This is a genomic window from Variovorax monticola, assembly GCF_051216855.1.
Lineage (GTDB): Bacteria > Pseudomonadota > Gammaproteobacteria > Burkholderiales > Burkholderiaceae_C > Variovorax.
On record NZ_JBPJZP010000001.1, the window covers coordinates 628,307 to 641,366 of the forward strand.

The 13,060-nt window shown below is 67.5% G+C and carries 14 protein-coding genes; 7 read left to right on the top strand and 7 right to left on the bottom strand.

Features of this window, described 5'->3' with window-relative positions:
* Positions 1 to 52: 52 nt before the first annotated feature.
* Together ACSFA5_RS02815 and ACSFA5_RS02820 are read right to left on the bottom strand one after the other, a co-directional pair.
* Positions 53 to 625 (bottom strand): phosphatase PAP2 family protein, encoded by a 573-nt coding sequence (locus ACSFA5_RS02815; protein ID WP_435442484.1) that lies wholly within the window; start codon positions 623 to 625, stop codon positions 53 to 55.
* Entirely contained in the window at positions 612 to 1,316 is a 705-nt protein-coding gene (locus ACSFA5_RS02820) for a phosphatase PAP2 family protein (protein WP_435442485.1), read from the bottom strand. The genes ACSFA5_RS02815 and ACSFA5_RS02820 overlap by 14 nt, the downstream gene beginning before the upstream one ends.
* A 143-nt stretch (positions 1,317 to 1,459) precedes the next feature.
* Between ACSFA5_RS02820 and ACSFA5_RS02825 the strand changes: the two genes are divergently transcribed.
* A complete protein-coding gene (locus ACSFA5_RS02825; RefSeq protein ID WP_435442987.1) occupies positions 1,460 to 2,134 on the top strand; it encodes a response regulator transcription factor in 675 nt (224 codons plus the stop codon).
* Complete coding sequence (locus ACSFA5_RS02830) at positions 2,131 to 3,492, top strand: sensor histidine kinase (RefSeq protein WP_435442486.1); 1,362 nt, start codon at positions 2,131 to 2,133, stop codon at positions 3,490 to 3,492. Before ACSFA5_RS02825 ends, ACSFA5_RS02830 begins: the two co-directional genes overlap by 4 nt.
* Positions 3,493 to 3,498: 6 nt before the next feature.
* Here ACSFA5_RS02830 and ACSFA5_RS02835 read toward each other — a convergent pair whose 3' ends face one another.
* From ACSFA5_RS02835 to ACSFA5_RS02850, 4 genes are all read right to left on the bottom strand, one after another.
* Positions 3,499 to 4,215, bottom strand: coding sequence for a M949_RS01915 family surface polysaccharide biosynthesis protein (locus ACSFA5_RS02835; protein WP_435442487.1), 717 nt, complete (start codon positions 4,213 to 4,215; stop codon positions 3,499 to 3,501).
* A gap of 6 nt (positions 4,216 to 4,221) precedes the next feature.
* Complete coding sequence (locus ACSFA5_RS02840; protein ID WP_435442488.1) at positions 4,222 to 4,644, bottom strand: acyl-CoA thioesterase; 423 nt, start codon at positions 4,642 to 4,644, stop codon at positions 4,222 to 4,224.
* Entirely contained in the window at positions 4,641 to 5,471 is an 831-nt protein-coding gene (locus ACSFA5_RS02845; RefSeq protein WP_435442489.1) for a DMT family transporter, read from the bottom strand. Before ACSFA5_RS02845 ends, ACSFA5_RS02840 begins: the two co-directional genes overlap by 4 nt.
* Before the next feature lie 77 nt (positions 5,472 to 5,548).
* A complete protein-coding gene (locus tag ACSFA5_RS02850) occupies positions 5,549 to 6,331 on the bottom strand; it encodes an SDR family oxidoreductase (protein WP_435442490.1) in 783 nt (260 codons plus the stop codon).
* Between the two features lie 146 nt (positions 6,332 to 6,477).
* Between ACSFA5_RS02850 and ACSFA5_RS02855 the strand changes: the two genes are divergently transcribed.
* The 5 genes from ACSFA5_RS02855 to ACSFA5_RS02875 all read left to right on the top strand — a co-directional run bounded on the left by ACSFA5_RS02855 (position 6,478) and on the right by ACSFA5_RS02875 (position 12,191).
* A complete protein-coding gene (locus tag ACSFA5_RS02855; protein WP_435442491.1) occupies positions 6,478 to 8,175 on the top strand; it encodes an electron transfer flavoprotein-ubiquinone oxidoreductase in 1,698 nt (565 codons plus the stop codon).
* Between the two features lie 72 nt (positions 8,176 to 8,247).
* Positions 8,248 to 9,267: a D-erythronate dehydrogenase gene (gene denD / locus ACSFA5_RS02860; protein ID WP_435442492.1), complete on the top strand. Its 1,020-nt coding sequence runs from the start codon at positions 8,248 to 8,250 to the stop codon at positions 9,265 to 9,267.
* Positions 9,268 to 9,310: 43 nt separating this feature from the next.
* Positions 9,311 to 10,285, top strand: a complete 975-nt coding sequence (locus ACSFA5_RS02865; RefSeq protein ID WP_435442493.1) for a TRAP transporter substrate-binding protein — start codon at positions 9,311 to 9,313, stop codon at positions 10,283 to 10,285.
* Between the two features lie 90 nt (positions 10,286 to 10,375).
* Positions 10,376 to 10,888: a TRAP transporter small permease gene (locus ACSFA5_RS02870; protein WP_435442494.1), complete on the top strand. Its 513-nt coding sequence runs from the start codon at positions 10,376 to 10,378 to the stop codon at positions 10,886 to 10,888.
* A 10-nt stretch (positions 10,889 to 10,898) separates the two neighbouring features.
* Entirely contained in the window at positions 10,899 to 12,191 is a 1,293-nt protein-coding gene (locus ACSFA5_RS02875; RefSeq protein ID WP_435442495.1) for a TRAP transporter large permease, read from the top strand.
* Positions 12,192 to 12,209: 18 nt separating this feature from the next.
* Here the strand turns inward: ACSFA5_RS02875 and ACSFA5_RS02880 are convergent, their stop codons facing one another.
* Positions 12,210 to 13,001, bottom strand: a complete 792-nt coding sequence (locus ACSFA5_RS02880) for an AraC family transcriptional regulator (RefSeq protein ID WP_435442496.1) — start codon at positions 12,999 to 13,001, stop codon at positions 12,210 to 12,212.
* Positions 13,002 to 13,060 lie beyond the last annotated feature (59 nt).

A 13,060-nucleotide genomic window follows, 5' to 3' on the forward strand; every position in this document is an offset into this window, starting at 1 on the left:
AAATGTAAAGAACTCGCCTGAAGGGAGCCTGAACCGATCATTCAATCAACGTTCAGGCGCTGCGCACCCTGGAGCGCCACCGCGCCAGGCGCACGCGCGGCGCCATCAGGCGGCCCAGCGGCCGGCTGACGCAGCGCTCCACCACGATCGACACCAGCGCACCCAGCATCACGGCCGCCAGGATGTCGGAGGGGAAATGCAGGCCCAGGAACACCCGGCTCCAGGCGATGACCGCCGCCACCAGCAGCGCCGTGCGCATCGGGGCGCGCGAGGGCAGGCACCAGAGCGAGAAAGCCACTGCGAAGGCACCCGCCGCGTGCAGGCTGGGGAAGCCGGGTCGCACGCCCTGCGGCACCCACTGGATACCGAGGCCGTAGAACGCAGGCCGGGGAATGGGGGCCGCCGCGCGGATCCCTTTGACCATGAGCCACACCGCCAGCAGGCTCGCCAGCGCAGTGAAGAGCGCGTAGCGCCAGCGCCGACTGAACAGGGCGCACCCTCCGACAACCAGCATCAGCAGGGCGGGCAGCAGGTCGGAGGCGAACTCCGCGAACCGCAGGCTCCACGGGGGCACCGAGGCGCCCGCGTTGACGAGCCTGAACAGGGCGAAATCAAGATCCTGCATGGGCGGGCACGGCCGGCTTCAACACGCTCGCACGGCGGCGCGTGAACGCCACCTCGATGGCGAAGCCGACCGCCCAGCAGACCCAGCCCGTCCAGAGGGTGTGGCTCATGTAGTGAGCGCCACGCAACTGTTGCGACACCCCGAGTGCAAACCCCGCCACCACGGCCACGCCCAGCCAGACCGCCGCGGCGCGATCGGACACCCGGCGCAGCACGAAATAACCGCCCACATAGGCAAAGGCCGCCGAGGCATGGCCGGCCGGGAAGCATCCGCCGGGCCCGCCGTCGTTGACGCCCCACGACCAGTGCGACACGTAGCGCGCCACGCCGCCGAACTCCTGCAGGTCCCAGGGGCAGCTGGTCTGGCTCAGGTTCTTGAGGAGGCTGACGGCGATCACCGAGGCCAGTACCGTCAGGGCCAACTGGGCGCGCGCGCCCGTGGTCAAGCGCTTCAGGAAGCCGAGCGGCCAGCGGATGGCGGCGAGCAGCCCGATGACGAGCACCCAGCTCAGGTCGCGCGCGCCTTCATGCATGACATGGACCATGAAGGGGTTCGAACGCAAGGGAAAACCCAAGGCCGAGCCCGCCATGCGCGCCAGCCACAGGTCTCCACCGGTCGCGTCCCATGCCATCACTGCGGCGAGTGCGACGAGGGTCAGCACCCCCAGGCGGAAATTCGGGAAACGTGTCATGAGCGAAGGCAGGACTGAAAAACAGTCGCGAGCCTACGTTTGCGGCATGAACCGAGCCTGAAGCAACCTGAACCGAGTCTGACCGTTCGATCAGCCGCAACTCGGTGGCGCTAGACTCATTTGTTTCCTGGAAGGACATGGTTGTGCGCATATTGCTGGTCGAAGATGACACCGCGTTGGCGGATGCCGTGTGCAGCTACCTGCTGGCCAAGGCCTTCGTGGTCGACGTGGCGCCCAGCCTGGCGGACGCGCGCGGCGCCCTTCTCTCGGTGCAGTACGCGGCGGTGCTGCTCGACCTGCACCTGGGCGACGGCGACGGCCTGTCGCTGCTGCCGCAGGTGCGCGCCCTGCCCGAACGCCCCATCGTCATCGTGCTGACCGCGCGCGACCAGGTGACCGACCGCATCCGCGGGCTGGACGCCGGCGCGGACGACTACCTCACCAAACCCTACGATCCGGCCGAACTGCTCGCGCGGCTGCGTGCGGTCGAGCGGCGCCGCAGCGCCAGCAGCTCGCCCGTGCTGAAGCTCGGCACGCTGGAGATCGACCTGGCGCACGACATGGTGCGCAAGGACGGCACGCCGATCACGCTGACCCAGAAGGAATGGGCGCTGCTGCGCGTGATGGCCACGCGCCCCGAGCGCATCCACACGCGCGAGAACCTCGCGGACGCGCTCTACGGCTTCGGCGACGAGGCCGACAGCAACACGCTCGAGGTGTTCGTCAGCCGCCTGCGGCGCAAGCTCGGTCGCAGCCACATCCAGACGCTGCGCGGCCTGGGCTACAGGCTGTCGACCTCCGGAGACGACGAAGAATGAGCCTACAGCTGCGCGTGGGCGGGCGCGACTCGCTCGCCGGGCGCCTCACGCGCACGCTGATCCTGTGGGTCGGCGGCGTATGGCTGCTGTGCGTGTTCGCGGTGGTCTGGTATGTGGACCGCGAGATCAACCACAACTTCGACAACGAGCTGGTCGAGGTGTCGCACCGCATGTTCGACATGGCGGTGCAGGAGCTCGACAAGCTGCAGCACGTGAGCGGCAACGGCAACGCCCCCGGCGCCCCGCTGGTCGCGCCCAAGCAGCTGTTCTCGGAAGACGCGGTCATGTACCAGGTGGTCGACGTTCACGAGCACACGCTGCTGCGCTCCGCCGAGGCGCCGGTGGACGCCTTCGACGTGCCGCTGGCCGCCGGCTTCGCCAACAACCAGACCTGGCGCATCTACACCGTGCGCCACCCCACGCTGGGCCTGTACTTCCAGGTGGCCGATCCGCTGGACGAGCGGCGGCGCGCGCTCAACCGCACGCTGTTCGGCCTGATCATTCCGCTGGGGGCCGTGCTGCCGCTGCTCGCGCTGGTGCTGCGCAACGTGGCGCGCGCCGAACTGCGCGTGCTGCAGCAGCTGGCCGGCGAGATCGAGAAGCGCAGCGGCGCCGATCTGCGCCCCATCACCCTGCCCGGCCTGCCGCAGGAGCTGCGCTCGGTGGGCGACCACGTCAACCGGCTGCTGGAGCGGCTGTCGCAGTCGCTGGACGTCGAGCGTGCGCTCGCCGCCAACGCGGCGCACGAACTGCGCACGCCGCTGGCCGCGGCGCGCCTGCGGCTGCAGACGGCGCTCGAGCACGACCTGCGGCGCAACGACGTGCAGGCCGCGCTCGACGCACTGCAGCTGCTGAGCCACCGCGCCGAGAAACTGTTGCAGCTATCGCGCGCCGAATCGGGTGCGTCGCTGGCACGCGCAAGTGTCGACCTGGTGCAGCTTGCCGGCACGGTGGCGCAGGAGTTCTGGCAAGACCCGAACGTCAGCGAGCGCCTGACCTTGAAGGTGCCCGACAGCGCCGCCCCGGTGGCGCTCGGCGATGTCGACGCATTGGCCATCGCCCTGCGCAACCTGGTGGAGAACGCGCTGCGCTACGGCGGCGGTGGGCGCGTGGCGATCGAGGTGATGGCGCCCTGCACGCTGGCGGTGCGCGACTTCGGCGCGGGCGTGAACGTCGAGCAACTGCAAACGCTGCAAAAGCGCCATGTGCGCCACAGCTCGGACCACGCAGGCTACGGGCTGGGCCTGTCGATCGTGGGGACCATCGTCGAGAAGCACAACGCCAAGCTGGTGCTGTCGTCGCCGCCCGCGGGTGCGGCGCAGGGGTTCGAGGCGCGCATCGTGTTGCAGGCGGCCTGAACTTCTTCAGCGCCCGCCGCTTTCCTTCTTCGGCACGTAGCCATACGAGTTGTCGAACCCGAACTGCCCGGCGTCGTACATGGCCGACATCTTCTTCACCAGGTGCTGCTGCACCGCCTTGGGCAACGCGAAGTAGGCGCCGTTGGCGGTGGTCTTGCGCTCGCCGTCGAGGTGCCCGGTGATCGCGTGGATCGTCGCCTTGATGCCCTTGTGGAACGTCACGATCTTGATGCGGCCCACGTAGTCGTCGTTGTCGATGCCATCGGCGCGGTCGGGGTTGTAGAAGCGGTACACCAGCACGGGGTCGACCAGCCCATCGCCGTCGATGTCGGTGAGCTCGATGAGCCTGGAGCGGAAATTGACGCCCGCCTCGTCCTTGCCGGCAAAGTCGCGGATCGCCCATTCCTGCGCCAACGTGTTGTCGCCCTCGACCCGGTACAGCGAAGCCCGGACGACCGAGGACAACTGCTCCTCGGGAAACGGTCGGTCCTGTTTTTCGCCGAGCAGCAAGGCATGGCTGCCGGCCTTGTCGGTGTAGCAATAGCGCTTGAACACGGGGAGTTCGAAGCCTGTTTTCTTCAGCGCGTCGACGCTCAGGAACCGCGCGTCGGCGGGGCATTCACGAGCGGCGGCGACAGTTGGGGTTTTGCCGGCCTGTGCCTGCGCATGGCTCCAGGGGGCCAGCAAGACCAGGGATGCGAGCGCGCAGGACTTGAATTTCATCGGCACCTACTCGCTCACCAGCGTGCGCAGCCAGTCGGGCAGCGCCAGCGCCTTCTGCTTCGGAAAATCGACCCAGATGGTGGTCGCGCCACCGGCCGCGCACACCACGTCGGGCGCCTCTTCGCGTGCCATGGTGGCCCAGCTCTCGAAGGTGGTGCGGCCGGGGTCGCTCACGTACATCTTCAGCAGCACATTGCCCGGGTACTCGATCTGCCGGTAGAAGTTGCAGAAGGCGTTGACGATCACCATGCCCTCGCCGCCCGGCTCGGGTTCGAAGCCGATGGAATGCATCCAGTCGATGCGCGCGGTTTCGAGGTAGCGGAAGTAGGTGCCGTTGTTCAGGTGGCCCATGGCGTCCATGTCACCCCAGCGGATGGGGATAAGCTTCTCGTACACGAGCTTCTTCTTTTCGGGAATTTCGATTCTCATCGGTGCGCCTTGATGGATGCGAGGATGCCCAGCACGAACAGCAGCGCCGCCACCCACTCGGTGGACTGCGGCCAGCGGCCGTCCCAGGCAAAGGAATAGAGCAATGCGAACAGCGTTTCGCTGACGATCAGCTGGCCGCAGAGGCTGGCCGACAGGCGCTGGCTCGCGATGTTCCAGAGAATGGTCGCGAGCCACGACGAGCCGAAGCCGCCCGCCAGCGCGACCCACACGAAAAGCATGCCGTCGGGCCGCGACTGCAGCGTGGCCAGGTCGCTGCCCGCCACCACCCACAGCAGCAACGCGCCCAGGCCGGTGGCAATGCCGAGCCAGTTGGCCCAGTCGGTCGCGTTGAGTTCGGTGTGGCGCTGCAGCCAGGCGGCGTTGAGCAGGCCGTAGAGGGTCCAGCTGACCATCGCGCCCAGCGCGAATGCAACGCCCCAGCCAAAACGCGCGCCCCCGGCGCCCGCGCCGTGCTGCGCGGCCCATGCGCCCCAGACCATCAGCGCGATGCCCGCACCCGTGAGCAGCAACCCGGGCAGCAGTGCGCGCATGCGCAGGCCCGCGGGCCGGCCGAGCAGCATCATCCAGACCGGAATCGTGCCGATGATGAAGCTCGGCACCTCGGTGCCCGCGGCCTCGATGCCGAAGGCCAGCAGCAGGTAGTAACCGCTGAAGCCCAGCACGCTGAGGCCCCGTGCCGCCACTGCCTGCCGGCCGCTGGGCCAACGCACGGCGGCCGGTCGTGCGAACACGGCGAGCCCCGAGACGGCGCCGAACACCAAGAAGCGGGACGCGGTGATGTCGACCATGCCGAAGTAGCCCACCATGCGCGGCGCCACGAACACCAACCCCCACAACGCCCCCGCGGCCAGTCCGGCCGCAACGCCGATCCAGGCCCGCGGGCTCAGAGTGCGAACCCGTCGTCGGCCGCGATGACGGCGCCGTTCACGAAATGGCTCTGGCCGCTGGCCAGCAGCACGATCAGGCCGTCCAGGTCCTCGGGCTTGCCCACGCGCTTGCGCGGCAGCATGCCGACCAGCTTGGCGCCGGCCTCGGTGGACCAGTGCGCTTCGTTCAGCTCGGTCGCGATGTAGCCCGGGCACAGCGCGTTCACGTTGATGCCGAAGCGGCCCCACTCGAGCGCCATGGCCTTGGTCATCTGCACCACCGCGGCCTTGCTCATGCAGTAGGTGCCGATCTGCGGCATGACCTTGAGCGCCGCTGCCGAGGCGATGTTGATGATGCGCCCGCCGATGTAGGTGCCCGGCGCCTTGCCCTTGGCGCGCGCCAGCATGCGCTTGCCGACCTCCTGCGCGACGAAGAAAGAGCCCTTCACGTTGGTGTCGAAGATGTAGTCGTAGTCGTCGGGGGTCACGTCCTCCAGGCGCTGCGTGGCGCTCACCCCCGAGTTGTTGACCAGCACGTCGATGGGGCCGACCTCGGTTTCGGCGCGCGCCACGGCGGCCTTGATGCTGCCGAATTCGGTGACGTCGAGCTCCACCACATGGGCGTCGCCGCCCTCGCCTTCGATGCGCGCGCGCAACTCCTTGAGCTTGTCGACGCGCCGGCTGGCCAGCACCACCGCGGCGCCGGCGCGTGCCAGCGTTTTCGCGAACTGGGCGCCGAGCCCGCTGGAGGCACCGGTGACGAAGGCCACGCGGCCGGAAAGATCGATGCTGTAGGCCATGAACTTGAATCCTGTGGAGTCGCGCAGGTGACGCGCAAGCCGCGCCCACGGATGACGGGGGTTGCGCCTGTACGCCGCATAAAATGCCTCCGCAAACCCGGGAAGCATGTCCCGCGCCTCGAAAAATCATTATCGACCCAACCCACATGACCCACGACGAAATCCTCGCCCAGTTCGGCCCTCGGGAAGCCATGGAATACGACGTGGTCGTGGTCGGCGGCGGCCCTGCCGGCCTCTCGACCGCGATCCGGCTCAAGCAGCTCGCCGCACAGCAAGAGAAAGAAATTTCGGTCGTGGTGCTCGAGAAGGGCTCAGAGCCCGGCGCGCACATCCTGTCGGGCGCCATCATGGACCCGCGCGCCCTGAACGAACTGCTGCCCGACTGGAAGGAACTCGGCGCGCCGCTGAACCAGCCGGTGACCGACGACGCGATGGTGTTCCTGGGTGAAAAGGGCAGCTTGCGCACACCCAACGCCTTCCTCCCGGCCTGCTTCCAGAACCACGGCAACTACATCATCAGCCTGGGCGCCTTCACCAAGTGGCTGGCGCAGCAGGCCGAGAACCTGGGCGTCGAAATCTTCCCGGGCTTCCCGGCGGCCGAGGTGCTCTACAACGAGAACGGTTCGGTGCGCGGCGTGGCCACCGGCAACATGGGCGTGGGCAAGGACGGCGAGCCGACCGAAAACTTCCAGCTCGGCATGGAACTGCTGGGCAAGTACACGGTGTTCGCCGAAGGCGCGCGCGGCCACCTGGGCCGCCAACTCATTGCGAAGTACAAGCTCGACGAGGGCAAGGACCCGCAGACCTACGGCCTCGGCGTGAAGGAGGTGTGGGAAATCGACCCGAAGCGCCACGTGCCCGGCTTCGTGCTGCACACGGCCGGCTGGCCGATGAAGAGCGACACCTACGGCGGCGCCTTCCTGTACCACATGGAGGACAACAAGGTCACCATGGGCTTCATCACAGGCCTGGACTACAGCAACCCGTATCTCAGTCCGTTCGAGGAAATGCAGCGCTGGAAGCTGCACCCCAACATCCGCTGGTACCTGGAAGGCGACGAGGCCAAGGGCATCAAGCCGGCCAAGCGCATCGGCTACGGCGCGCGCGCCATCACGGCCGGCGGCCTGCAGTCGCTGCCCAAGACCGTGTTCCCGGGCGGTGCCCTGGTCGGCTGCGAGGCCGGCTACCTGAACGTGAGCCGCATCAAGGGCAGCCACGCCGCCATCAAGACCGGCATGCTGGCCGCCGAAGCCGCGTTCGACGCAGTGCAGGCCGGGCGCCAGCACGACGAGCTCACGGCCTACCCGGAGGCGTTCGAGAAGAGCTGGCTGCACGCCGAGCTGAAGAAGGCGCGCAACTTCAAGGCCTGGTTCAAGAAGGGCCTGGGCGTGGCCACCCTCATGAACGGCATCGAGCAATGGCTGCTGAAGGGCAACATTCCCTGGACCCTGCGCCGCACCAAGCCCGACCACCTCTACCTGAAGCCCGCCGCCGAGTGCAAGCCCATCGTGTACCCGAAGCCCGACGGCAAGCTCACCTTCGACCGGCTCTCCAGCGTGTTCATCAGCAACACGAACCATGAAGAGCAGCAACCGGCCCACCTGACGCTCAAGGATGCGACGGTGCCGGTGAACATCAACCTGGCCAAGTTCGCGGGCCCCGAAAGCCGCTACTGCCCGGCGGGCGTGTACGAGTTCGTGGGCACCGAAGACGGCAAGCAGCGCCTGCAGATCAACGCGCAGAACTGCGTGCACTGCAAGACCTGCGACATCAAGGACCCGACACAGAACATCGTGTGGGTGACGCCTGAAGGGGGCGGCGGGCCGAACTACGTGGGGATGTAAGGCGCGGACTTCGCCTGTTTTCAGGAGCCCTCTTCGGAGGGCTTTTTTGTTCGACAAGGAGACAAGACAACCATGCACATCGTCATCACCGGCGGCGCCGGCTTTCTGGGCGCGCGCCTCGCCCGCACCCTGCTCGCGCAAGGCCAGCTCTCGCTTGCGGGCGCACCCGCTCGCACTATCCAGCGCATCACCCTCGTGGACCGCGCCCCGCCGCCGGCCGACCTGGCGGCCGACCCGCGCATCGCCGCCGTCACCGGCGACCTCAACGCGCAGCTCTGCGCCGATGCGGACACCACCCTCTGGCGCGAGGCCGACGCCATCTTCCATTTGGCCGCGGCGGTCAGCGGCGAATGCGAGGCCGACTTCGACCTGGGCATGCGCAGCAACTTCGCGGCCACGCACGCGCTGCTCGACAAGGTGCGCGCGCTCGGCACGAAGCCGGTGCTGGTGTTCGCCAGCTCGCTCGCGGTGTTCGGCGACTCGCCCGAGCAGCCGCTGCCCCCGGTCATCGAAGACCACACGCTACCAACGCCGCAGACCAGCTACGGCATCCAGAAGTTCATCGGCGAGCAGCTGGTGGCCGACTACACCCGCAAGGGCTTCGCGCGCGGGCGCAGCGTGCGGCTCATGACGGTGAGCGTGCGACCGGGCAAGCCCAACGGCGCGGCCTCGGGTTTCTTCAGCGGCATGATCCGCGAGCCGCTGGCCGGCTTGCCCGCCGCCTGCCCGGTGCCCGACGCCACGCCTGTCGCCATTGCGTCACCCGCGCGCACCATCGAGGGCATCTTGCGCGCCGCCGAAGCGACCGATGCGCAATGGGGCCCGCGCACCGCGCTCAACCTGCCCTCGCTCGCCACCACTGTGGGCGACATGGCCGCGGCGCTGGAGCGCGTGGCCGGCAAGGCGGCCACCGCCCTGCTCGACCGCACGCCCGACCCCGCCATCCAGCGCATCGTGAAAACCTGGCCCGGCCACATCGAAACCGCGCGCGCCCGGGCGCTGGGGCTCGCGTCGGACGAGAGCTTCGAGGCGGTCATTCGCGATTACGTCCGTGAAAATCCCGACGCGGTAAAGCTCCCGGGTGTTGCATAGTCCGGTGCGCCTGACGCGCACCTGACCCCAACCCGGAGACATCATGAAACTCGGCCACATCGCCGCCGCCTGCCTTTCGCTTGCCCTGGGCACCTCCGCCCTCGCGCAGGCCCCGACCGTCCTGAAGATCGGCTACGCGACCTCCAAGGAGTCGCACTACGGCGTGGGCTCCACGGTGTTCTGCGACGAGATCGAAAAGGGCACGCAAGGCCGCTTCAAGTGCCAGCATTTCGCCAACTCGGCCCTGGGTGGCGAGCGCGAGCAGATCGAGGCCATCCAGCTCGGCACGCAGGACCTGGTGAACACCTCGACCGGCCCGGTGGGCAACTTCGTGCCCGAGGTGAAGATCGTGGACATCCCGTTCCTGTTCCGCGACTACGACCATGCCCGCAAGGTGATGGACGGCCCGATCGGCCAGGACATCCTGACCAAGTTTCCGAGCAAGGGCATCGTCGCGCTGGCCTGGACGGAAAACGGCTTCCGCCACATGACGAACAGCAAGCGCGACATCGTCAAGCCCGCCGATGCGGCCGGCCTGAAGATGCGCACCATGGAAAACAAGGTGCACATGGACGGCTACCGCACCTTCGGCATCCTGCCCACGCCCATGGCCTTCCCCGAGCTGTTCGGAGCACTCCAGCAAGGCACGGTCGACGGCCAGGAAAACCCGATTCCGGTGATCCTGGCGTCGAAGTTTTCGCAGGTGCAAAAGCACCTTTCCCTCACGGGCCACGTGTACTCGCCGGCGCTGCTGCTGCTGTCGCCGAAGGTGTGGAACAAGCTGTCGGACGCCGACAAGAAGGTGTTCACCGACGCCGCGAAAAAGGCCGCCATCGCCCAGCGCAAGAAGGTCAACGACGACGAGAACAACGGCATCGCCCAGCTCGAGAAAGACGGCATGAAGGTCACGCGCACGGTCGACGGCGCCGCCTTCCGCGACGCACTGAAGCCCGCCTACGTGAGCTACGCCAAGGAATTCGGCGCGGACAACATCAAGAAAATCGCGGACGTCAGGTAAGCCGTCACGGCTGAAACGCTTCCACAACGCGCCCGGCCCGCCTCAGTGCGCCGGGCGCTTTGCCTTTTCGACAGAACCGAGACACCTACCGTGCAAGCCTTCGAGCGCTACTTTCTCGCCGCCAACCGCTGGGCGCTGATTCTTCTGCTGGCCGCCATGTCGGTCATCATCTTCACCAACGTCGTGCTGCGCTACACCACGAACCAGTCGCTCGAATGGGCCGAAGAGGTGTCGCGCCACATGATGATCTGGCTCACCTTCCTGGGCGCCGGGCCGGTGCTGCGCTACGGCGGGCACATCGCGGTCGAGAACCTGCAGGACGCGCTGCCGCACGCGGGCGCCGTCGCGGTGCGCGCCTTCGTCGCCGCGCTGCTGTTCGCCTTCTTCGGCTTCATGGTCTGGTACGGCTGGCTCTACATGCAGCGCACCATGTTCCAGCTGACGGCCGTGACGCAGATTCCGTTTGCCTACATCTACAGCGCCATGCTCATCGGCGGCGTGCTGCTGACCGTGCACTGGCTGCTGGTGGTGCGCGGCTACGTGCTGCGGCGCGAGTTCGCCTCCGACGACCACTTCGACGCCAATGCGTCGGCGTCGCTGTAAGGGAACGACCATGGACGCCAGCATTGTTCTGATCGTTTCCGCCTGCGTGTTCCTGGCCATCGGCGTGCCGGTGGCCTTTGCGCTGGGCCTGTCGACCGCCACCACGCTCATCCTTGCGGAGAACTACCCGCTGATGGTGCTGCTGAAGGAAACCTTCACCGGCATCGACAGCTTTCCGCTGATGGCGGTGCCCTTCTTCATCCTGGCGGCCGAGCTGATGAGCGGCGGCTCGCTCACCGAGGTGCTGCTGCGCTTCGCGGGCCAGTTCGTGGGCCACCGGCGCGGCGGGCTGGGCTACACCAACGTGGTGTCGCTGACCTTCTTCTCGGGCATCTCGGGATCGGCGCTGGCCGACGCGGCGGGGCCGGGGTCGATGCTCATCAAGATGATGGCCAAGGCCGGCTACGACCGCTCGTACGCGGCGGCGCTCACGGCGTCGACGGCCATCGTGGGGCCGATCATTCCGCCCTCGATCATCATGATCATCTACGCGCTGCAGGACGAGACGGTGTCGGTGGGCCAGCTGTTCGTGGCCGGCATCCTGCCGGGCATCCTGATTGCGGTGGCGATGTGCATCGTGAACTTCCACGTGTCCAAAAAGCGCAACTACAAGGGCGAAGGCCGCACGCCGCCGCTGCGCGACATTCTCATCACCACCTGGAAGGCGATTCCCGCGATCTTGCTGCCGGTGGTCATTCTGGGCGGCATGCGCGCCGGCTGGTTCACGCCGACCGAAGCCTCGGTGGTGGCGGTGTTCTATGCGCTGGTGTGCGGCAAGTTCGTCTACCGCACGCTCGAGTGGAAAGCGCTGCCGGACATTCTTTCGCGCTCCGCCCTGCTGTCGGCGTCGGTGCTGATCATCATCGGCCTGTCGGCCTCGTTCGCCTGGGTGCTGACCATCGAGGGCATTCCGCAGCAGATGGCCGAATGGCTGGTGGGCATGAACCTCTCGCCGTGGATGTTCCTGATCATCGTCAACGTGTTCCTGCTGCTGTTCGGCATCTTCATCGAGCCGCTGCCGGGCGTGATGGTGCTCGCGCCGATCCTCGCGCCGGTGGCCATGAAGCTGGGCGTGGACCCGGTGCACTTCGCGATGATCGTGATCTTCAACCTCACGCTGGGCATGATCACGCCGCCCGTGGGCGGCCTGCTGTTCGTGACCTGCAACGTGTCGAAGGTGCCGATGTCGGCGCTGGTGAAGGAGCTGGTGCCCTTCCTTTGGGCGCACGGCGCGGTGCTGATGATCCTGACCTTCGTGCCGGCGTTGAGCACGTGGTTGCCGCGGGCGCTCGGGTTCAAGTAGCGCGGTTTCTTCGAAAGCTCAGCCGTCCTGGTGCAGGTACTGGCTGGGCGGCACGCCCAGCGCGCGGCGGAACATGGCGGTGAAGGCGCTCGGGCTCTCGTAGCCGTGCGCCAGCGCCACTTCGAGAATGGACGCGCCCGCGGCCAGCTTCGGCAGGCTCAGCAGCAGCCGCGCCTGCCGGCACCATGCGCCGAAGTTCATGCCCGTTTCGCGCTGGAACAGACGCGCCAGCGTGCGGCTGTTCATGTGCAGGCGCAGCGCCCAGTCGTCCAGCGACGCGGGCAGCGACGGGTCGCGCACCAGTGCCTCGCACAGCGCGGCCAGTCGCGCGTGGCGCGGCATGGGCACATGCAGCGACAGGGCCGGCGCCCGTTCGATCTCGTCGAGGATCAGCTCCATCACCCGTTCGTCGCGACCGCCAGGCGCATAGTCCAGCGCAAGCGACGCCGCCGTGACGATCAACGCCCGCAGCAACTCGCCGACACGGATCACGCGGCAGTCGCCGCCCAGGTCCGCGCGCGTGCCGGGCTCGACGAAGACGGTGCGCATCTTCACCTCGCCCGCCATGCGGATCTGGTGCGCCATGCCGGCCGGCACCCACACGCCGCGCCCCGGCGGCACCACCCAGCTGCCAGCCACCGCGCTGACGAGCATCACGCCTGAAATTGCATGGATCAGCTGCCCGCGCCGGTGCGTGTGCAGCGGAATGAAGGCGTCGCCGTCGGGGTCTGTCGCCAGCACGGCCACCGCGCGCGGGGTCGACTCGCCCTCTTCGGGGCGCAGGTTCAGGCTCGGGTTCGGTTTGTCCATTTCTCGACGATAGATGCCAATTCGTAGCAGGAATATCTTCGCGCGGCTTCATACGATGG